Origin of the sequence: Neorhizobium sp. 2083, from assembly GCF_031455615.1 — a bacterium.
GTDB lineage: Bacteria > Pseudomonadota > Alphaproteobacteria > Rhizobiales > Rhizobiaceae > Neorhizobium.
In genome coordinates, this window is the sequence record NZ_JAVDTC010000005.1 from 187408 (window position 1) to 206315 (window position 18908).

Genomic DNA, 18908 nt, shown 5'->3' on the forward strand with positions numbered 1-18908 from the left:
CCCCCGATTTCGGCGGGCCGTAACCCGCGCGGGCGACAGTATGATGACGGTTCCCGTGGATCAAGCGGCCGCGTCGCCGCCCGGCCTCTCGACTCCGGAGATCTGGCGTCCCGGGCGGTCATCTCCGGTCAGGAACGCGGCGATCGTCGCGATCACGCCGCGGTCGCTGACGATCCGGCGATGACCCAGCCCGTTGGCCCATTCGAGCCGCGCCGTTCCAAGTCCTTCGAAACGGCGGGCGTGGTCGGCTGCGACCTCCTTGTCCTCCTCGGCATGCACGACCAGCAGAGGCGTGCCAAGCCGCGCGGCGCTCGCGACCGTGTCGAAATCGTCGAGCGAGGCGCCGGCCACGTGCTCCGCCCGCCGGATCAGCTGCGCCTTGACGCGCGGCGGCAGGCCGACCATCCGCGAAAAATCGTCGAACAGCCAATGGATATGGCTCGGCGCGCCGATCACCACCAGTTTCGACGGCGAGATCGCGCCGACGGCCTTCATCACCCCGCCGGCGGCCAGCATCATGCTCGCGCCGCCGAAGGAATGTCCGATGGCTGCGTCGAAATGGCCGAAACGTCTTTCCGCCTCGACGATTGACTCGACCGCCTGGCGCATGTTGAGGCTGCGGCCGCTGGAAAGCCCGTGTCCTGGAAAATCGAGCACCACGACCTCGGCGCCGGTATCGGCAAGGCCCGCTGGCAGCGCCGCGATATAGGCGGCGCTCGAACCCCAGCCGTGCACGACCAGGTAACGCGGCCGGCCGGGCTTGCCGTCGCCGTTGAAGCGATAGGCCATCACCGTCGACGCTCCGACCGTAAACGGCATCTTCTGGGCCTTCGAGAGCCGATCCCGCCCCTCCTTCTCCATCGCCTGCGCCTTGTCGCCCCTGGGGCGGCGCGAGGGCGTCAGGCAGAAAAGCCGAAAGGCGAGCCTTGCGGCCGCGGCAGGGAAAGGCCGGCCTAAGGCGGCAAATCCGAAACGGGTGACCTTGAGTGCAAAGGGTGGCATAGTGGGAAAATCCAATAATGTTCAATCATGAACAATAAAGTACAGCAATGAACAAAAATCAATCCCTCCCCTGGGATCATCCTCGTTTTCGCAGTTGGATTGCCACGGCCCGCGCCTGCCAGCTGATGCAGACCGTGCTGACCCGCGAGCTCGCCGAACTGGACATCAAGCCGCCGCATCTCGACATCCTGATCAATCTCTACCGGTTCGAGGGGATCTCCCAGCAGGAGCTCGCCCACAAGCTGCTGGTGGGGCGCTCCAACATGAGCATGGCGCTGCCGCAGATGGAAAAGCGCGGACTGATCGAGCGGCGCGGCGACAAGAAGGACAAGCGCGTGCTTCGCCTCTACCTGACCCCGGAAGGCCGTTCGGTGACCGAAAGGGCAATGGCGATCCAGACGGCCCTGATCGAGCGGACGCTCTCCTCCGAGCCGCTGGACCAATGCATGGCGATGGCGGAGTCGATGGAGCGCCTGATCGTCACCCTGCAATCGGATATTCAAGAGGACAGCCGCGAACCGGCCTGATCCCGATCTGCTTAGCGGGTCCGTCGGGGCGGATCGCGCGAAAGGCCCTTGTCGGCGAGATCCCGCTCATAGTCGGCAAACAGTTCGGCGCCGCGCTCGCCGAGTTCCCGCAGATAAGGCCAGGTGAAGATGCCGCTGTCATGGCCGTCGTCGAAACGGATCCGCACCGCATAATTGCCGGCCGGCGTGATGGCCGCGATGCCGACATCGCGCTTGCCGGGCACGGTGACCTTCTGGCCCGGGCCATGCCCCTGCACTTCCGCGGAAGGGGAAAGCACGCGCATCGTCTCGGCCGGCAAGGGATAAGCCGTACCGTCGCTGAAGGTGACGTTCAGCGTGTGGCGGTCCTTGGAAACCCGCAGTTCCGTCGGCCAGATGTCGCTCATGCTTTTAGGCTCCCGATTGTCATGTCTATGGCGGAGGATTATGAGCTACGGCGTTTCGCCGCAAGCGGTTTCGCGTCCGGTGCTGGCCTGGCGCGACCGAGTGTCGTAGACTTGACGTGCGGGCTCGAAACCCCCACTTTCGAGGTAAGGGAGAATAGCACGTGAACAGTTTCGCAGGACCGGTCGCAGGCGCAGCGCCGATCGTCGCCGACAAGGGGCCGATGATCGATCCCTTCGGCCGCGCCGTCACCTATCTGCGCGTCTCGGTCACCGACCGGTGCGATTTCCGCTGCACCTATTGCATGGCGGAAAACATGACCTTCCTGCCGAAAAAGGACCTGCTGACGCTGGAGGAGCTCAACCGGCTCTGTTCCACCTTCATTTCCAAGGGCGTGCGCAAGATCCGCCTGACGGGCGGCGAGCCGCTGGTGCGCAAGAACATCATGTTCCTGGTGCGCGAACTCGGCCAGCACGTGAAGGCGGGCGCGCTCGACGAACTGACGCTGACCACCAACGGCTCCCAGCTCGCCAGATACGCCGACGAGCTCTTTGACAGCGGCGTGCGCCGCATCAACGTCTCGCTCGACACGCTGAACCCGGAAAAATTCAAGGCGATCACCCGCTGGGGGGATTTCCACAAGGTCATGGAAGGCATAGACGCCGCCCAAAGGGCCGGGCTGAAGATCAAGCTGAACGCCGTGGCGCTCAGGGATTTCAACGAGTTCGAGATCGCCGACATGCTGCGTTTCGCACATGGCCGCGGCATGGACATGACGGTCATCGAAACCATGCCGATGGGCGAGATCGACGAGGACCGCACCGACCAGTACCTGCCGCTCTCCAAGCTGCGCGCCGACCTCGAAGAACAGTTCACGCTGACCGACATCCCCTACAAGACCGGCGGCCCCGCCCGCTATGTCGAGGTAAAGGAAACCGGCGGCCGCCTCGGCTTCATCACGCCGATGACCCATAATTTCTGCGAGAGCTGCAACCGCGTGCGCCTGACCTGCACCGGCACGCTCTACATGTGCCTCGGCCAGAACGACGCGGCCGACCTGCGCACGGCGCTGCGCGCCTCCGAGAGCGACGACTACCTGTCGGCCGCGATCGACGAGGCGATCACCCGCAAGCCCAAGGGCCACGACTTCATCATCGACCGCACCCACAAACGCCCCGCCGTCGCCCGCCACATGAGCGTCACCGGCGGGTGATTTTCTGCGCCGAGTTGGCCTTCAGCTACTCAAGCCACCCGTTTCCTGGCGCTCAACAAAAAAGCCGGAACTCGCGTCCCGGCTTTCGAAGGCATATGACGCGGCGTCTCAGGCCGCGTTGCTGCGGCGGAGGGCCTGGCGGCGGTCGGTGGCGCCGGCGTGAAAGCTGACGTTCGGATCGCGCGTCTTGAAGCGCTCGATCTTTTCCGACAGCATTTCCACGCGCCGGCGCAGGCCGTGGATCTCGGCGTTGTTTTCCTCGACCATGGCGGCGTTGCGCTGGGTGATCAGCTCGACCTCCTGTACCGCCTTGGTGACCTCGTTGATGCCGGTCGACTGCTCGCCGGTCGCTGCCGAAATCTGGGCGACGAGCTTACGGACGTCGGTGATGTGGGTGATGATCTCGGTCAGCGCCGATCCCGTCTCCTCGACGAGATGCACGCCGTTGCTGACCTGGGTCGAGCTTGCCGAGATCAGGCCCTTGATTTCGCGGGCAGCACCGGCGCAACGCTGCGCCAACTCGCGGACTTCCTGCGCGACCACGGCAAAACCGCGACCGGCCTCGCCGGCACGGGCTGCCTCGACGCCTGCATTCAGCGCCAGCAGGTTGGTCTGGAAGGCGATTTCGTCGATGACGCCGATGATCGTCGCGATCTTTTCGGAGGAGCGGCTGATCTCGCCCATGGCATCGACAGCACGCGACACAACCTCGCCGGAGCGGACGGCGAAATCTTCGGTCTCGTTGACAGACACCGACGTCTGCTTGGCGCTTTCGGCCGTCGAGCGGACGATGTCGCTGAGATGGCGAAGGGCGCGCGAGCTTTCTTCGAGAGCTGCCGCCTGCTGTTCGGTGCGGCGGGCAAGATCGTCGGCCGAAGACGCCAGGTTGCCGGTGCCGCCGTCGATCTCCTCGGCTGTGGAACGCACGTCGGCAAGCGTGGCCCGCAGCGCCTCGACGGCCTGGTTATAGGTGCGCGCCATTTCGATGAAGTCTTCCGGCAGGTTCTCGTCCATGCTGCGTTCGAGGTCGCCCTCGGCGAGCTTGCCGAGCACTTCGTTGAGCGCGGTCAGCGCCTGGCGCTGCTCGCCGGCAATGCGTGCCCGTTCGGCCGCACGGCGCTCGGCTTCCGCCGTCGAAAGCTCGCGGGCGGCAGCGGCATCCTGTTCGAGACGGACGTTTTCGACTGCCGCATCGCGGAAGACGGTGACCGAACGGACCATGTCACCGATTTCGTCGCCGCGCTCGCGGCCCTCGATCCTGACCTCGAGATCGCCGTCGGCGAGGCGTTTCATCACTTCGGTGACGCGACGCAGCGGGCCGCGCAGCGTCTCCACCAGCATCAGGCCGCCGGCAATGGCGAGCAGCGTGCCGACCACCATGGCGACGAGCGACAGCTGGGCGGAACGCTCGCTGTCTTCCTTGCCGACCTCCTGGGCCTGGGCCACGAAATTTTTGAGGCCGGCCATGCCGGCCGTCAGCGTCTCATTGGCAGCAGTCCGGGCCTTCCTCCAGTCGGCTGCGATGGACAGAAGCCGGGCGGTATCGTCCTCGATCGACTTCAGGCGCGGCTGAAGCTGGGTTGCGAATTCACGCATGGCGGGATTTCTCGCCAGTTCCGATACTTCGGCGCTGGCATCCTTCAGCTTTGCCATGACATCGAGGACGACCTTGCGGGCCTCCTCCGTCTGCGTGGCGCGCAGCCGCTCGACATAGAGCTGCATGGCATCGATCAGCCGCAGCGCCTCGGCGCTGCGGTCGAGAAGCGTGCGCAGGCTCGCGACCTCGCCTTCGATGCTGGCGAAACGAGACGCCGCGTTGCCCGCCTTGCTGGTGACCTCCGCCTCCATTTTCGCCTGGAGCGGCTCCATGCCCGCAACGGTGTCGCGCACCGCCTTCGCCTTTTCCGCGACATCCTTGTTGCCCTTGATGGTGGCCGCAAGGGCATTGATCGCGTCGTTGATCGGCTTCAGCTGCTTGATCCCGTTCGGGGTCAGGAAGGCCTGCACCTCCTGGAACGTCTTGTCCAGGATGCCGAGATACATGTCCGCGGTGCCGATCGCGCCGTCGTCCGTACCGGTCTCCTTGACCGAATTGCGGAGTTCGCCGATCTGTTCGGCGATCGCCTTGTAGGCATAGGCTTCCAGCACCATGCTCTTGGCGAATTTTTCCTTGCCTTCGAACTGCTTGCGGACGTTGGCGACCTGGTCCGAAACCCCCGTCGCCACGGTTCGCACGTCTTCGATGCTGGAGTCGACCGCTGCCGCGTTCTCATCGCGCTTCTGCTTGATCTTCCAGAGCACGTCCGTGGCGGCGCGCATCTTGGGCGCGAGACCCGTCACCACGGCAACGCGCTCGCGGTCGCCATCGGTCACCAGCAGACCTTCAAGCGTGCGCACGCCGCTCTCCTGCTTGTCGATGGCGGCCTTCAATGCCGCGAGCGAGGTATTGTCCGGCTTGCTGTTGAACTCCTGGAGAACCGCCTGGAGGTTTTCGAAATCGCCGATATTCTCGATCGTCGCGCGCGTCACGGTCATATGGCCGTTCAGCATGCTGGCCGTATAGTAGCCGGCAAGGCCGACACCCGCGATCAGAAGCACCAGCGGGATGACGAAAAGCAGGACCTTGGTGACGATCCTGCGGCTCTGAAGAAGACGATCGATAAAAGACATTTTTCCCCCACTGCAAACCAGATGCGGCTTTCGCGTCAGCGGCATTCGCGAAACGGCAACGGCACGATTCCAGCGTCATGCGGGAATGAATGGCATTCACAATCGTCAAATTCGGTTGAGCAAGGGTTAATTCGGGACCCTTACATTTACTACATCCTGCCGCATATCACGATTTTCTCTTTCTACCCAAAAGAGTACCGCCTGCGGGCCAACCGGACTGGCGATGCGTAAGCCGTTGCTTTAAGAGAACCGGGTACCGGAGGAAACTTGGAATGGCATCGTCGGAAAATTCGCGGGGCGCGCTGTTCATGGCGCTCGCCATGGCGGCTTTCACCTGCAACGATGCGCTCGTCAAGTCGGTCACCCCGGAGCTCGGCATCGGCCAGATCATGGCGGTGCGCGGCGTCATGGCAACGGCGCTGATCTACTGCGTGGCGCGGTATATGGGCGTCACCCTCTCGCTGAAGGCGGTCATGCAGCCGCTGGTGCTGCTGCGCACCGTCTTCGAGCTTGGCGCGACGCTGACCTTTCTCTCGGCGCTGGCCCATATCGAATTCGCCGCCATCTCCTCGATCATGCAGGCATTGCCGCTTGCCGTAACGTTAGGCGCGGCTCTCTTTCTCGGCGAACCCGTCGGCTGGCGGCGCTGGACGGCGATCGGCATCGGCTTCCTCGGCGTGCTGATCATCATCCGCCCCGGTCCGGAAGGTTTTACGCCGGCGGCGCTGCTTGCCGTCGTCGCCTGCTGTTGCACGGCATGCCGCGATCTCACCACCAAGCGCATCAGGGCCGACACCCCCAGTTTGACGCTGACCCTGTTCACGTCGCTCGCCAATACGGTTCTCGGAGCGATCCTGATCGCACCGATGGGCGGCTGGCAGCCGGTCAGCACCTATGCGCTCGGGCACCTGGCGATCGCTTCGGTGCTGGTCTTTGCCGGCTACCAGGCGGTGATCCAGTCGATGCGGACAGGCGAGATCTCCTTCATCGCGCCGTTCCGCTATACCGGCCTGCTCTGGGCCCTGTTCATCGGCTTTTTCGCCTTCGGCGAACGTCCGAACGCCTATATGCTGGTCGGCGCGGCGGTCGTCATCGGCTCCGGCCTCTATGCCTTCTACCGCGAGCGCAAGCGCCAGAACGGCATCGCCGAGAAGGCAACGGCCGGCCTGACGGGCGGCCGGAGCTGACGCGCCGGACGGAAGGGCGAAAGACAGGCGTGAAAGGACAGGACGACGTGCAGCAAAGCCGATTTCTCGACAGACGAACCCCGCCCCATATTCTGACGCTCGTCGTCTGCGCCGGTCTTGCCGCCCTCTCGCTCAACGTCTTCCTGCCGTCGCTCTCCGCCATGGCGACCCATTTCGGTACCGAATACGCCGTCATGCAGCTCGCCGTCTCCGGCTACATCGCCGGCACCGCCGTGCTGCAACTGATCCTCGGCCCGCTGTCCGACCTCCTCGGCCGCCGCCGCGTGATGATCGGCAGCATCCTGATCATGCTGGCGGGCACGCTGATCTGCCTGTTCGCCGCCAATGTCACCGTCTTCATGATCGGGCGGCTGCTGCAGACGGCGGTCGTCGCCGGCTTCGTCCTGCCCCGCGCCATCATCCGCGATACCGTGCCGATGGAAAGCGCCGCCTCGATGATCGCCTACGTGACCATGGGCATGTCGCTGGTGCCGATGGTCAGCCCGACGATCGGCGGCGCGCTCAACGACTTGTTCGGCTGGGAGGCGAATTTCGCCCTGATGCTCGGGCTCGGCCTGCTGACGCTGACGCTGGTCTTTTCCGATCTCGGCGAGACCAACCGCGCGCCGGCCAGCAGCTTCACCGCGCAGTTCCGCAGCTGGCCGGACCTTTTCCGCTCGCGCCGCTTCTGGGGTTATACGTTCACCTCGACCTTCTCTTCCGGCGTCTTCTTCTCGTTCCTCGGCGGGGCGCCCTTCGTCGGCACCGCGATCTACCATCTGTCGCCGACCATGCTCGGCGTGCAGTTCTTCCTGATCGCCGCCGGCTACATGGTCGGCAACTTCATTTCGGGACGCTACACCCGTCATTTCGGCACCATGTCGATGATGATCTCCGGCAGCGTGGTCAGCCTGATCGGTGTCGCCATCACCGCCGTCTTCCTGCTCTTCGAGGCACCCTGGCCGTTTGCGTTCTTCGCACCGCTGGCGCTCACCGGCGTCGGCAACGGCCTTACCCTTCCCAGCTCCAATGCCGGCATCGTCAGCGTGCGGCCGCATCTTGCCGGCTCCGCGTCCGGCCTTGGCGGGGCGATCACCGTCGGCGGCGGTGCGGCGCTTTCGACACTTGCAGCCGCGGTGCTGAAGGAAGAAGGTGGCGCCATGCCGCTTCTCGTCGTTATGGGCGTCACCACCGTCCTCGCGCTTTTCGCCACCGCCTATGTCCGGCAGATCGACCGGCGCGAAGGTGCGATCCCGACGAAGGAAGACAGCTGATGGCTGCGCCCGTCTCCACCCGACCTCCCGGCCTGATCCTTGCCGGCGGCAAATCGAGCCGCATGGGTGCCGACAAGGCTTTTCTCACCATCGGCGGCGATACGATCCTCGCTCATGTGGTGCGGCGGCTCGGCCCTCAGGTCTCGGAGATCACCCTGAACGCGCGGGCGGAGTTTCCCAATCCGCTCGGCTTGCGCCTGCTGCCCGACCGGATCAGCGGCCAGATCGGCCCGCTCGCGGGGGTGTTCTCCGGCCTGCGCGACATGCGCGCCCGCAGCCCCGGCGCAACACATCTCCTCACGGTCCCCTCCGACAGCCCCTTTGTCCCCCTCGATCTCGTGCGTCGGCTTGAAGCGGGAGCGGACAATCCGAACGCGATCGTCATCGCCGTCTCGGACGGTCGCGATCATCCGGTATTCGGGCTCTGGCCGGTCTCGATCGCCGACGATCTGGGGAGCTGGCTCGCCGGCCCCGACAACCGCCGCATCAGGGATTTTCTCCGACGTCACCCGCTGGTGACCGTCGAGTTCGCGATGATCGGGACCCCGCACGGATTGCTAGACCCCTTTTTCAACATCAACACGCCCGAGGACCTTCAGGAGGCCCGCCGTTTCGCTCAGGAGCTTTCATGACCCCTCCCCGCGTCTTCGGCATTTCCGGCTGGAAAAATTCCGGCAAGACGGGTCTGGCGGTGCGGCTGGTGGCGGAATTCACCCGCCGCGGCTATGCGATCTCGACGATCAAGCACGCCCACCACGATTTCGACATCGACAAGGTGGGTGCCGATTCCTTCCGCCACCGCCAAGCCGGCGCCCATGAGGTGGCAATCGTTTCCGGCACCCGCTTTGCGATCATGCACGAGCTGCGCGGCGCGCCGGAACCGAGTTTCGAGGAAATCCTCTCGCGCCTTGCCCCGTGCGATCTGGTGCTGATCGAAGGCTACAAGCGTGAGCCGGTCCCGAAGATCGAAGCCCGTCGCATCGAGAGCAACAATCGCGAACCGCTCGCACCCGGCGATCCCCATATCGTCGCCATCGCCGCCGACCACCCGGTCACGGATGCCGGCATCCCGGTCTTCGACCTCGACGACACGACCGCGATCGCCGATTTCATCGCCACGGTGACCGGGCTTCCAGACACGTGAAAAAGCCGCCGGATCGCTCCGGCGGCTTGGCTTGAAGTGCCTGAAACCGCTTACCGGTTCGAGGCGACCGGTTTGACCAGCGGGGTGATGCGGCGCACGGTCACGCGGCGGTTTTCCTGTTCCGGGCCGTCGGTGCGGACCTTGAGGTAACGCTCGCCATAACCCTGGGTCGCCAGGTTTTCCGGCGGAATGTTGAACGCATCCGTCAGCACCCGGGCGACGCTTTCGGCGCGCTCGTCCGAAAGAACGAGGTTGCTGTCGTCGCTGCCGACGGCATCCGTATGGCCTTCGATCAGGAAGGTTTCGGAAGGATCCCGCTTCAGAACCTTGTTGATCGCGTCCGCGACCTTGCGCAGCGAGCTCGCCTGGTTCATCGGGATTTCGGCACTGCCGGTGGCAAAGGTGATGGTATCGAGGTCGATACGCGGCACCTTGTCCCGGATACGGGCGGAGTAGCGCACTTCGTCGAGCGAATAGACCCGTTCGACCCGCTCGACCGGCGGCTGTTCCAGGAATTCGTAATAATCCCGGTCCGGTTCGGTCGAGGTATCGATGATGTAGTCGTCGAGCGGCACGCTGAGGCGCATCGGCGGCAGATCGTCGCCCGGGTCGCGCCAGACATAGTCGCGGCCGCGGCGGTTATCCACCAGTTCCGGCGCATAATAGAGCACGTATTCCTCACCGCCCTTCACGACCCGCGAGCGCTGGACGATCTCGCCATAGCTGTTGCGGACGGTGACGATCCGGGTGCCGTCGTCACGCACGATGACCTCGCGCACCCGGCCGTCGCGAAGCTGCTCGTATTGCGGCGCCCGGCCACGGTCGTCGTAGAAACGACGGCTGTCGTCGTGACGAACCACGGTCTGGTTGTCGATCGAGATGATCACCCGTCCGCCATCCCGGTCGCGGCCTCCGTTGCGGTCACGGCTGCCGTTCAAGCCGGCCGCATCGCGGAATTCCCAGCCGCGAGGCCGTTCGAACTGCGGACGCTGGTCGAGGCGCTGGCCCCGCTCTTCCGACAGCTGGCGGAATTCCTGCTGCTGTTCGCGGGTGGCGCGGGTGCCGGCCTGGGCCTCGGCATCGGATTTCGGCGGCGCGAGCTGCTGCTGGTCGGCCTGCTGGGGAGCCGGACGGCGCGGACGCTCTCCGTCGCGTGGCGGACGGGCGGACGGCGCTTCCTTGGCGCTGTCGAGCACGGCTGCGCCATTCTGAACGGGCAGCACGACCTGTTCGCCGCTCTTGGCCGCAGCCGGATCCTTGGCAAGTTCCTTGGCGCGTTCGACCTGCTGGGGCGTGGTTGCCGTCTGGGGAGCGGTCGGCTGGGCGCCGGTCGCCTGCTGGCCCTGGGGCTGGCCGGGGAGCTGCTGACCGGAAGGCGCGACCGGAGGCTGTCCTTCGGTCGTCTGCCGGCGGGGCGCGTCACCCGGAACCGGCTGGCCGGGAACCTGCTGGCCCGGGGCGGCCTGGCCGGTTGCGGCCGGCGGCTGGTTGCGCCTGTCCTGCGCGGTGCCGGTGCCCGGAGCCTGGCCTGGAGCCTGGGCCGGAGCTTGTCCGGTTGCGGTGCCGCGAGCCGGATTTTCAGGTGCTGCACCGGGCGTCGCGGCGCGATCGGTTGCCGGCGGCTGCGAAGGCTTCGGCGTTTCGGCCTGGTTCTGTGCCGGGGCGGCGTTGCGCTCCTGCGCATTGCGGCCGGCCGGAGCCTGCGGCGCGGTTTCCGGCGTCGCGGCGCGGTTGGTCGCAGGCGGCAGCGGCTTCGGCGTTTCAGCCTGTTTCTCGGCCGGAGCGGCTTTCGGCTGCTGGGCATCGCGGCGAGCGGGAGCCTCCGGCGCGGCGTCCGGGGTGGCGGCGCGATTGGTGGCCGGCCGTTCCGGCTTCGGCGTTTCGGCCTGCTTTTCTACCGGAGCCGCCTTCGGCTGCTGCGCTTCCCTTGCGGCCGGCTGCTCGGTCTGCGGCGTGGCCTGCTCGCGCTGGCGGCGCGGCTGGGCGTCGTTTCCGCCCTGACCTTGCCCCTGGCCGGCATCCTGCTGCTGACGGCGCGGACGCTCCTGTGCGGGCGCCTCGGCGGCGGGTCGCTCGGCCTGCGGCTGGCGGGGTGCTGCTTCGCGAGGGGCTGCGTCGGGTTCCGCCGGTTTCTGACGCCGCGGCTGTTCGGCCTGGGCCGGCTGCTGGGCTTGCGGCTGCTGGGCTTGCGCCGGAGCCTGCTGTTGCTCCTCCTGCGGCTTGCGGCGGGGGCGCGGCTGTCCCTCGCCCTCCTGGGCGCCCGGAGCGCCCGGCGGGAGGATCTGTTGCTGCACCTGGATGACGCCCGGCGCCTGGCCGGCATCGATAACAGGTCTCACGGGGGCGGCACCGGCTGGCTGCAGCATCAGCGGCAGCGACACCAAAGGCGCTGCGACGCTGGCGAACAGTCTGAATTTTTGCGACATGGACATTTCCTCTTCTAGGGGTGTCATCCCTTTCATGCGCGTCCTTTATTGCCGTTTTTCGGCGGACTTGCGCGGCACCTCAACTGAATTGCACCAAAATGGTTCCGCGCAGCCTGTTGCGGCCGGCCTGAACCTCGCATGAATGTGTTGTTCATGAACTGAAAGCACCTGAACGTGCACGTAAAATGCCGTTGCAATTTTTCCCGAGCAGGTATCTAAAAATCCACTCGGGCCGTGCGGTTGCGCGCGTCCCGTCTCCCTGCGGCCGAAAAAGACCAACACCCGCAGGTTGCCAACAGAGAGGATCAACATGAACATTTCCACCCGATTCCTTGCTGCCGCCTCGATCGCCGCCCTGTCTCTGTTCGCCGGTTCGGCAATGGCCCAGGAGAAACTCGTGATCGGCACCGAAGGCGCCTATCCGCCCTTCAACAACCTCGAAGCCAACGGCCAGCTCACCGGTTTCGACATCGATATCGCCAAGGCTCTGTGCGACCAGATGAAGGTCACCTGCACCTTCGTCACCAACGACTGGGACGGCATCATCCCGGCGCTGCAGTCGAAGAAGTTCGACGCCATCGTCGCTTCCATGTCGATCACCCCCGAGCGGAAGGAACAGGTCACCTTCTCGAAGAAATATTACAACACGCCGCCGGCCATCGCCGTGCCGAAGGATTCGCCGATCAAGGATGCCTCGCCTGCATCGCTGAAGGGCAAGACGCTCGGCGCCCAGGGCTCGACGACCCATTCGAACTATGCGGAAAAGCACATGCCGGATGCCGAGCTGAAGCTCTATCCGACCGCCGACGAATACAAGCTCGACCTGTCCAATGGCCGTATTGACGGCGTGGTGGACGATATCGTCGTGCTGTCGGCATGGGTCAAGTCCGATGCCGGCAAGTGCTGCAAGATCCTCTCGGCGCTGCCGATCGACGTCGAGATCAATGGCGAAGGCGCCGGCATCGCCGTTCGCAAGGGCGAACAGGCACTCGCCGACAAGTTCACGGCGGCGATTGCCGCGATCCGCGCCAACGGCACTTACAAGAAGATCCAGGACAAGTACTTCGACTTCGACGTCTACGGCGAAAAGTAAGCGACGAGTTCGGTGCATCAATCCGGCGGAAGGCTTGCCCTTCCGCCGTTTTTCTTTTTAATGAAGCAAAGCTAAGAGCGGTCCGACAGAAGCCGCAGGGGAAAACCATCATATGAGCGGATTCTTTTCCGCCCTTTTCAGCGCACTCGATCCGCTCTGCGGTCCTGTCGGCGTTTTTTCCCTGTTCGGCTCGGGCTCGCTCGTCGCCTGCGGCGATGCGGGCTGGGGCGACGAGATTGCGTTCGGGGTGAAGATCACCATCGGCCTGGCGGTCGTCACCCTGCCCGTCGGGCTGGTGATCGGCTTCCTGATTGCGCTTGCGGCGCAGTCGGAGGAAAAGTTGCTGAGGCTCGCCGCCGGCATATACACGACGATCTTCCGCGGCCTGCCGGAGCTGCTCACTCTTTTCATCATCTATTACGGCCTGCAGATTCTCATCCAGGCTGTGCTGGCGTGGTTCGGCTATCAGGAACGCGTCGAGATCAATGCCTTCCTGGCTGGCGTCGTCGCGCTTTCGGTGGTCTTCTCCTCCTATTCGTCGGAAGTGATGCTGTCCGCCTTCCGGGCGATCCCGCGCGGCCAGTACGAGGCGGGCGACGCGCTCGGGCTCCACCGCTCGCGGACCATGATCCTGGTCGTCCTGCCGCAGCTTATCCGCATCGCGCTGCCCGGCCTCACCAATCTCTGGCTGATCCTCCTCAAGGACACGTCCTACGCATCTGCAATCGGGCTTGCGGAGATCCTGCGCCAGACCAGCATTGCGGCACGGGTCAGCAAGGAAGCCTTCTTCTTCTATTTCATCGCCTGCCTGCTCTATCTGACGCTTGCCACCATCTCGTCTGTCGGGCTTGGCTTCCTGGAGCGTTGGGCGAAACGCTCGGAGGTCCGCCGATGACGGCCGTCAGCCAGCTGATCCCGCCGCGCCCCGCGCCAGCCATCGCCAAGCGCAGGATCACCGGCGCCCGGATCGCCGCCCTGGCCGTGCTCGCGCTCTGGGCCCTGCTTGCCCTGGCGCTCGTCCTGACGGTCATCAACGGCTGGGACGAGCAGAAATTCCTGCGTTACGGTCCGCGCTACCTGCACGGCCTGTGGACGACGGTTTCCCTGGTCGTGCTGGGGATCGCCTTCGGCGCCGTCTTGTCTTTGCCGATCGCGTTCGCGCGCATGTCGAAGAGCAGCGTGCTGAACACCGTTGCTTATGCGTATGTCTATATCTTCCGCAGCACGCCGTTGCTCGCCCAGCTTTTCCTGATCTATTACGGGCTCGGCAGCTTCCGGCCGGAACTGGAATCGGTTGGCCTCTGGTGGTTCTTCCGCGAGGCCTGGTATTGCGGATTGCTCTCGTTTGTCCTCAATACCGCCGCCTATCAGGCCGAGATCCTGCGCGGCGCGATCGAGAGCGTACCGCGGGGCCAGCACGAGGGTGCAGCGGCACTCGGTCTTTCGAAATACGTCGCATTCCGCAAGGTCATCCTTCCGCAGGCGCTCATCGTGGCACTGCGTCCTTATGGCAACGAGATCATCCTGATGATCAAAGGCTCGGCCGTCGTGTCGATCGTCACCGTCTACGACCTGATGGGCGAGACGCGTTATGCCTTCTCGCGCACGTTCGACTACCAGACCTACCTCTGGGCGGCGATCTTCTACCTCGCCATCGTCGAGGCGCTGCGGCACCTGTGGGCCTTCCTCGAAGCGCGCCTGACGCGCCACCTGAAGCGTTAGCAGCACTCGCGGAAAACGGCTGCTAACGTACTGTAATTTATCACGAATGTGCTCTTAAGGCGCAATTGTAAAGCTTCGGTTAAACATGGCATGTTCTCCTATCGGCTGACGCAACGACGTCAGCTCGAAACAACAAACGGGAACTGCTGCATGTCTGAAATGGAAATGATGCTGAAAGGTTATGGTCTCACGACCGCCCAGATCTTCTACCGCCTGCCGGACCATCCGGCGCTGCTGCAAAGTTATGTCTGGCAGAACTACGACCTCGCCCCGGATTTCCCGGAGATGAACGGCTTTCTGAAATTCTGGCAGGAGAAGCTCGACGGCCCGCTGCATTCCGTTCGCTACGTTCATCGCAAGCTGATTTCGGCCACCGAGTGGCGGGCGGTCAAGGGCGAGATCATCCTGCACTGACCTTCGCCGCGACTTGAGACAAACGCTCAGACATGCACCTCGCCATGGGCGAATTCGCCTTCGTCCGGCTCGCGGTGGACGGCTGCGAAGAGGACCGCAGCATAAAGAAGGGCGACGAGCGCAATCACGCTCCATCCCGGCAGCGGCCCGAGCGCGGCATTGTGGACGGCCTCCGTCCATGAAAAGACGACATCCGCCTGCGTGTCGTTGGGCAGGAGCTTGGGCGTCGAGATCTTCAGAAGCCAGGCCATCAGCAGGATGGCGTACATCCAGACGTAGTTGCGCCGGACGCGCCGGAAAAGCGCCTCGCGATAGCTGATCAGGAAACACGGATTGCGAAGGCTGTTGGCGATCGCCTGCGCCCAATCCGGCTTGAGATCCGCCTGCGGATGGAGCGCCTGGGCGAAATAATGCCGCTCGAGCTTGCGAACCCTTGCCCGGTAGACGTCGAAGAAGCGGTAGCGCCGCGCCTCGATCAGCAGGAGCAGCGACACCAGCAACATGCCGAACACGACCACGCCATGGTGAGAGGTCGGCGTCGAGAGCGATACCGACAACAGCGCCGCCACCACGGTGATCGCCCAGTTGGTGGTCCGGTCGATGCGGTCGCGCCAGCTCGTCATCCGCCCGAGTTCGCCGCGATAGTAATGGATGATCACATTGGCTTTTTCCGCAGAGGTGATCGGCAGCGAGGGCGCCCGCCGTTCCAGGTTCTGCTCCAGCGCGTTCTGGCCCTGATCGGCTGGCATGCCGTTCCTCCCAAGGCAATGGGTTGTTTCCCTGTTCCTTCAACGAATGAACATGCGTCACGTTCCGCTGATGGACAAACGGGCGCCATCGGCTTAAAGGCGCAGCAAACGAAGGATATGGCGATGAAGAAGATCGACGAAGACGCATTGGCGGAGGCCTATAACCGCGCTTTGGCGCTGGAAAAGGCGGGCGATATCGACGCCGCGGTCAAGGCCTACGAAGAGGTGCTGGAGATCGATCCCGAGGACCACGGTGGCGCGGCCGTGCGTATTGCCGCCATGGGTCGCGGCGAGACGCCTCCCAGGGCGCCTGATGCCTATGTGGAAACCCTGTTCGACCAGCATGCCGAAAGTTTCGAGGACATTCTCGTCGAGCAGCTCGGTTATGCCGTGCCGGTCATCGTGCGCCAGCGCCTGCAGGAGCTGAAGCTCGGACCGTTCAAGCGCATGCTCGACCTCGGCTGCGGCACGGGGCTCACCGGCGGCACGCTGCGCGACATGGTCGACGACATCACCGGCATCGACATTTCCGAGAACATGGTCGAGATCGCACACGAAAAGGATCTCTACGAGACGCTTTACGTGGCCGAAGTCGAGGATTTCCTCGAAGACAATGACGACGAGCCCTTCGATCTCGTGACCGCCACCGACGTGCTGCCCTATCTCGGCGCGCTGGAGCCGCTGTTCTTCGGCGCAGCGGAAAACATGACGCCCGGCGGCCTGTTCGTCTTTTCGTCCGAAACCCTGCCCGGCGAGACCTTCGCCGGCCGCCCGTACATGGTCGGCCCGCACCAGCGTTTCGCCCATGCCGAAAGCTACGTCCGCGAACGCCTCGCCGCCACCGGCTTCGAAATCCTCGAAATCTCCGACATCAACGTGCGCATGCAGGACGGCCATCCGACGCCGGGGCATCTGGTGATTGCGAAATTGCAGAGCCATCAGTGAACATGACGAGAGACGGGAAATCGGCATCAGCCGCCTGATGGCGTGCAATGCCGATCTCCGGGTTGGACAACCGGTTCGGGAAGCGCCCCGCAGCCGCGACATCATAAGCCGTCCAAGCCATCTTCTCATTGCGGTTGATCACCGATAATTTGCGCTCCGCAACGGAGGGATTCGGATGACGCCGCAGCGCTATCTTCTTGCCCAGGCCTATAACAATGCCTGGGCAAACCACCGGCTGCTGAAAGCCTGCGCAGAGCTTTCGCCCGAAGAGCTGGATGCGACGCGGATCGGCTTCTTCCCGTCGATCATCCACACGCTCAACCATATCCTGACCGTCGACTGGCTCTATATCAGCGCGCTCGAAGGCGATTGCGTGGGTGCTGCGGCCTTCGAGCCGGAAATCCCGTTTCCCGCCTTTGCCGATCTCGATCCCGAGCAGCGTGCCGCCGACCGTCGGCTCATCGATCACTGTCGACGCCTGGACGAGAAAACCATCGCCGAGGAAATCCGCATTCCCCGCGCCGAACATGTGCAGGTGGAACGGGCCGACCGGATATTGCTGCATCTCTTCCAGCACCAGGTCCACCATCGCGGCCAGGTGCATGCGATGCTGTCCGGAACCTCCATCGCCCCGCCGCAGCTCGACGAGTTTTTCGCCGCCGACGAGGAAAAGCTGCGCGCACAGGATTTTGCCGAACTCGGCTTCACCGAAGCCATGATCTGGAGTTGACCATGCTTTATTTCGTCATCAAGGCCCTGCACATCCTTTCCGACTTCCTGCTGATCGGCGGCATGCTGATCAATGCCTTCGTCATCGGCATGGTGCCGCCGACCATCCGCACCGGCGTGATCTCGGCGCTCAGGAAATACGACCGTACCGTCACCACCGCGGCCCTCGGCGGCGCCTGGCTGTTCGGCCTCTGGCTCGCCTTCGGCTACGGCTTCTATACGTCCGGCTGGTTCGGCTTCAAATTCCTGATCGTCCTCATGCTGTCGGCGCTGCACGGCATGCAGGGCGCCTGGATGCGCCGCATGGAAGCCGATCCGCATCTCGACCCGCCGGCCTTCGTGCGTGCCGGCCTGCCGATCGTCCTCGGCTCGGTGGTCGTCATCGTCGCGCTCGCGGTCATCAAGCCGTTCTGAGCCCCGGCCCAGTCGTTGGCAATTTTCAGCGTCCGGCCAACAGAACCGCCGATCGAAATCTGCGCTTTTCGCCGAACTGCGCTTTTCCGCAGGGCCGCTTTGCTCTAATCCTCTGCCCAACAAAATCGTGGAGGTTCAGCATGGCGAAAGTGGCATTCATCGGTCTCGGGGTGATGGGTTATCCGATGGCCGGGCATCTCAAGGTCAAGGGCGGCCATGACGTGACCGTCTATAACCGCACCGCCGCCAAGGCCGGGGACTGGGCGACGAAGTTCGGCGGCAAGGCCGCCGCGACGCCGGCCGAAGCGGCCAAGGATGCCGACTTCGTGTTCGTCTGCGTCGGCAATGACGACGATCTCCGCTCGGTGACAATCACCGAAACCGGCGTTCTCGCCGGCATGAAACCGGGCGCGATCCTGATCGACAACACCACCGCCAGCGCCGAAGTCGCCCGCGAGCTCGATGCGGCGGCACGGGAAAATGGAATCGGCTTCATCGACGCTCCGGTCTCCGGCGGCCAGGCGGGCGCCGAAAACGGCGTGCTGACCGTGATGTGCGGCGGCGACGAGGCGACCTTCGAAAAGGCAAAGCCGGTGATCGACGCCTATGCCCGCATGGTCGGCCTCATGGGCCCGGCCGGCGCCGGCCAGCTCACCAAGATGATGAACCAGATCTGCATTGCCGGCCTCGTCCAGGGGCTGGCCGAATCGATCCATTTCGGCAAGCAGGCCGGCCTCGACATCGAAAAGGTCATCGAGGTGATTTCCAAGGGCGCGGCCGGTTCCTGGCAGATGGAGAACCGCTACAAGACCATGAATGCCGGCAAATACGATTTCGGCTTCGCTGTCGACTGGATGCGCAAGGATCTCGATATCGTGCTGACCGAAGCCCGCCGCAACGGCGCTAAGCTGCCGGTCACGGCACTCGTCGACCAGTTCTACGGCGACGTGCAGGCGATGGGCGGCAAGCGCTGGGACACGTCCTCGCTGCTGGCGCGGCTGGAAAAGAAATAGTC

20 protein-coding genes are annotated in these 18908 nt (G+C 64.2%); 14 read left to right on the plus strand and 6 right to left on the minus strand.

Annotation, left to right across the window (positions count from 1 at the left end; all coding sequences use genetic code 11):
• Positions 1 to 60 precede the first annotated feature (60 nt).
• Positions 61 to 1002, minus strand: a complete 942-nt coding sequence (locus tag J2X76_RS20155) for an alpha/beta hydrolase (protein WP_310219068.1) — start codon at positions 1000 to 1002, stop codon at positions 61 to 63.
• Between the two features lie 47 nt (positions 1003 to 1049).
• Between J2X76_RS20155 and J2X76_RS20160 the strand changes: the two genes are divergently transcribed.
• Entirely contained in the window at positions 1050 to 1529 is a 480-nt protein-coding gene (locus J2X76_RS20160) for a MarR family winged helix-turn-helix transcriptional regulator (RefSeq protein ID WP_113129547.1), read from the plus strand.
• A gap of 11 nt (positions 1530 to 1540) precedes the next feature.
• Here the strand turns inward: J2X76_RS20160 and J2X76_RS20165 are convergent, their stop codons facing one another.
• Entirely contained in the window at positions 1541 to 1915 is a 375-nt protein-coding gene (locus J2X76_RS20165) for a gamma-butyrobetaine hydroxylase-like domain-containing protein (protein ID WP_113285809.1), read from the minus strand.
• 221 nt (positions 1916 to 2136) lie between these two features.
• Between J2X76_RS20165 and moaA the strand changes: the two genes are divergently transcribed.
• Positions 2137 to 3126, plus strand: coding sequence for a GTP 3',8-cyclase MoaA (gene moaA, locus J2X76_RS20170; RefSeq protein ID WP_310219376.1), 990 nt, complete (start codon positions 2137 to 2139; stop codon positions 3124 to 3126).
• Between the two features lie 108 nt (positions 3127 to 3234).
• Here the strand turns inward: moaA and J2X76_RS20175 are convergent, their stop codons facing one another.
• Positions 3235 to 5796 carry a methyl-accepting chemotaxis protein gene (locus J2X76_RS20175; RefSeq protein WP_310219071.1) on the minus strand — a complete coding sequence of 854 codons (2562 nt, stop codon included), beginning with the start codon at positions 5794 to 5796 and terminating at the stop codon, positions 3235 to 3237.
• A 272-nt stretch (positions 5797 to 6068) separates the two neighbouring features.
• On the opposite strand from J2X76_RS20175, the gene J2X76_RS20180 reads away from it, so the two are divergent.
• From J2X76_RS20180 to mobB, 4 genes are read left to right on the plus strand one after another with little or no spacing between them, the layout of a single operon-like run.
• On the plus strand, positions 6069 to 6983 hold the full coding sequence (locus J2X76_RS20180) for a DMT family transporter (RefSeq protein WP_310219073.1): 915 nt from the start codon (positions 6069 to 6071) through the stop codon (positions 6981 to 6983).
• 47 nt (positions 6984 to 7030) lie between these two features.
• A complete protein-coding gene (locus J2X76_RS20185; RefSeq protein ID WP_310219378.1) occupies positions 7031 to 8257 on the plus strand; it encodes a multidrug effflux MFS transporter in 1227 nt (408 codons plus the stop codon).
• On the plus strand, positions 8257 to 8889 hold the full coding sequence (mobA, locus tag J2X76_RS20190; protein ID WP_310219074.1) for a molybdenum cofactor guanylyltransferase MobA: 633 nt from the start codon (positions 8257 to 8259) through the stop codon (positions 8887 to 8889). Before J2X76_RS20185 ends, mobA begins: the two co-directional genes overlap by 1 nt.
• Positions 8886 to 9401 (plus strand): molybdopterin-guanine dinucleotide biosynthesis protein B, encoded by a 516-nt coding sequence (mobB, locus tag J2X76_RS20195; protein WP_310219075.1) that lies wholly within the window; start codon positions 8886 to 8888, stop codon positions 9399 to 9401. Before mobA ends, mobB begins: the two co-directional genes overlap by 4 nt.
• Positions 9402 to 9451: 50 nt before the next feature.
• Here the strand turns inward: mobB and J2X76_RS20200 are convergent, their stop codons facing one another.
• The gene (locus J2X76_RS20200; protein ID WP_310219076.1) at positions 9452 to 11827 is read right to left on the minus strand and encodes an OmpA family protein; all 2376 of its coding nucleotides are present in this window, start codon (positions 11825 to 11827) and stop codon (positions 9452 to 9454) included.
• Positions 11828 to 11872: 45 nt separating this feature from the next.
• Positions 11873 to 12145: a hypothetical protein gene (locus J2X76_RS20205; protein ID WP_162732340.1), complete on the minus strand. Its 273-nt coding sequence runs from the start codon at positions 12143 to 12145 to the stop codon at positions 11873 to 11875.
• Between J2X76_RS20205 and J2X76_RS20210 the strand changes: the two genes are divergently transcribed.
• From J2X76_RS20210 to J2X76_RS20225, 4 genes are all read left to right on the plus strand, one after another.
• Entirely contained in the window at positions 12138 to 12920 is a 783-nt protein-coding gene (locus J2X76_RS20210) for an ABC transporter substrate-binding protein (protein WP_113129537.1), read from the plus strand. The genes J2X76_RS20205 and J2X76_RS20210 overlap by 8 nt on opposite strands.
• Positions 12921 to 13032: 112 nt before the next feature.
• On the plus strand, positions 13033 to 13815 hold the full coding sequence (locus J2X76_RS20215) for an ABC transporter permease (protein ID WP_113129536.1): 783 nt from the start codon (positions 13033 to 13035) through the stop codon (positions 13813 to 13815).
• The gene (locus tag J2X76_RS20220) at positions 13812 to 14642 is read left to right on the plus strand and encodes an ABC transporter permease (protein WP_310219078.1); all 831 of its coding nucleotides are present in this window, start codon (positions 13812 to 13814) and stop codon (positions 14640 to 14642) included. Before J2X76_RS20215 ends, J2X76_RS20220 begins: the two co-directional genes overlap by 4 nt.
• A gap of 150 nt (positions 14643 to 14792) precedes the next feature.
• Entirely contained in the window at positions 14793 to 15056 is a 264-nt protein-coding gene (locus J2X76_RS20225) for an usg protein (RefSeq protein WP_113129534.1), read from the plus strand.
• Positions 15057 to 15082: 26 nt separating this feature from the next.
• On the opposite strand, the gene J2X76_RS20230 is transcribed toward J2X76_RS20225, so the two are convergent.
• Positions 15083 to 15805, minus strand: a complete 723-nt coding sequence (locus tag J2X76_RS20230; RefSeq protein ID WP_113285972.1) for a DUF2270 domain-containing protein — start codon at positions 15803 to 15805, stop codon at positions 15083 to 15085.
• Positions 15806 to 15922: 117 nt separating this feature from the next.
• Between J2X76_RS20230 and J2X76_RS20235 the strand changes: the two genes are divergently transcribed.
• From J2X76_RS20235 to J2X76_RS20250, 4 genes are all read left to right on the plus strand, one after another.
• Positions 15923 to 16750, plus strand: coding sequence for a class I SAM-dependent methyltransferase (locus tag J2X76_RS20235; protein ID WP_113129532.1), 828 nt, complete (start codon positions 15923 to 15925; stop codon positions 16748 to 16750).
• A 175-nt stretch (positions 16751 to 16925) separates the two neighbouring features.
• Complete coding sequence (locus J2X76_RS20240) at positions 16926 to 17480, plus strand: DinB family protein (protein ID WP_310219080.1); 555 nt, start codon at positions 16926 to 16928, stop codon at positions 17478 to 17480.
• Positions 17481 to 17482: 2 nt separating this feature from the next.
• Entirely contained in the window at positions 17483 to 17893 is a 411-nt protein-coding gene (locus J2X76_RS20245; RefSeq protein ID WP_046630484.1) for a CopD family protein, read from the plus strand.
• A 140-nt stretch (positions 17894 to 18033) separates the two neighbouring features.
• Positions 18034 to 18906, plus strand: a complete 873-nt coding sequence (locus J2X76_RS20250; RefSeq protein ID WP_310219082.1) for an NAD(P)-dependent oxidoreductase — start codon at positions 18034 to 18036, stop codon at positions 18904 to 18906.
• Positions 18907 to 18908: the final 2 nt, after the last annotated feature.

Excerpts from the sequence above, each read along its gene's own strand:
- J2X76_RS20155 (WP_310219068.1), bottom strand. The coding sequence starts at position 1,002 with ATGCCACCCTTTGCACTCAAGGTCACCCGTTTCGGATTTGCCGCCTTA.
- J2X76_RS20160 (WP_113129547.1), top strand. The coding sequence starts at position 1,050 with ATGAACAAAAATCAATCCCTCCCCTGGGATCATCCTCGTTTTCGCAGT.
- J2X76_RS20165 (WP_113285809.1), bottom strand. The coding sequence starts at position 1,915 with ATGAGCGACATCTGGCCGACGGAACTGCGGGTTTCCAAGGACCGCCAC.
- moaA (WP_310219376.1), top strand. The coding sequence starts at position 2,137 with ATGATCGATCCCTTCGGCCGCGCCGTCACCTATCTGCGCGTCTCGGTC.
- J2X76_RS20175 (WP_310219071.1), bottom strand. The coding sequence starts at position 5,796 with ATGTCTTTTATCGATCGTCTTCTTCAGAGCCGCAGGATCGTCACCAAG.
- J2X76_RS20180 (WP_310219073.1), top strand. The coding sequence starts at position 6,069 with ATGGCATCGTCGGAAAATTCGCGGGGCGCGCTGTTCATGGCGCTCGCC.
- mobA (WP_310219074.1), top strand. The coding sequence starts at position 8,257 with ATGGCTGCGCCCGTCTCCACCCGACCTCCCGGCCTGATCCTTGCCGGC.
- mobB (WP_310219075.1), top strand. The coding sequence starts at position 8,886 with ATGACCCCTCCCCGCGTCTTCGGCATTTCCGGCTGGAAAAATTCCGGC.
- J2X76_RS20200 (WP_310219076.1), bottom strand. The coding sequence starts at position 11,827 with ATGTCGCAAAAATTCAGACTGTTCGCCAGCGTCGCAGCGCCTTTGGTG.
- J2X76_RS20210 (WP_113129537.1), top strand. The coding sequence starts at position 12,138 with ATGAACATTTCCACCCGATTCCTTGCTGCCGCCTCGATCGCCGCCCTG.
- J2X76_RS20205 (WP_162732340.1), bottom strand. The coding sequence starts at position 12,145 with ATGTTCATGTTGATCCTCTCTGTTGGCAACCTGCGGGTGTTGGTCTTT.
- J2X76_RS20215 (WP_113129536.1), top strand. The coding sequence starts at position 13,033 with ATGAGCGGATTCTTTTCCGCCCTTTTCAGCGCACTCGATCCGCTCTGC.
- J2X76_RS20220 (WP_310219078.1), top strand. The coding sequence starts at position 13,812 with ATGACGGCCGTCAGCCAGCTGATCCCGCCGCGCCCCGCGCCAGCCATC.
- J2X76_RS20225 (WP_113129534.1), top strand. The coding sequence starts at position 14,793 with ATGTCTGAAATGGAAATGATGCTGAAAGGTTATGGTCTCACGACCGCC.
- J2X76_RS20230 (WP_113285972.1), bottom strand. The coding sequence starts at position 15,805 with ATGCCAGCCGATCAGGGCCAGAACGCGCTGGAGCAGAACCTGGAACGG.
- J2X76_RS20235 (WP_113129532.1), top strand. The coding sequence starts at position 15,923 with ATGGCGATGAAGAAGATCGACGAAGACGCATTGGCGGAGGCCTATAAC.
- J2X76_RS20240 (WP_310219080.1), top strand. The coding sequence starts at position 16,926 with ATGACGCCGCAGCGCTATCTTCTTGCCCAGGCCTATAACAATGCCTGG.
- J2X76_RS20245 (WP_046630484.1), top strand. The coding sequence starts at position 17,483 with ATGCTTTATTTCGTCATCAAGGCCCTGCACATCCTTTCCGACTTCCTG.
- J2X76_RS20250 (WP_310219082.1), top strand. The coding sequence starts at position 18,034 with ATGGCGAAAGTGGCATTCATCGGTCTCGGGGTGATGGGTTATCCGATG.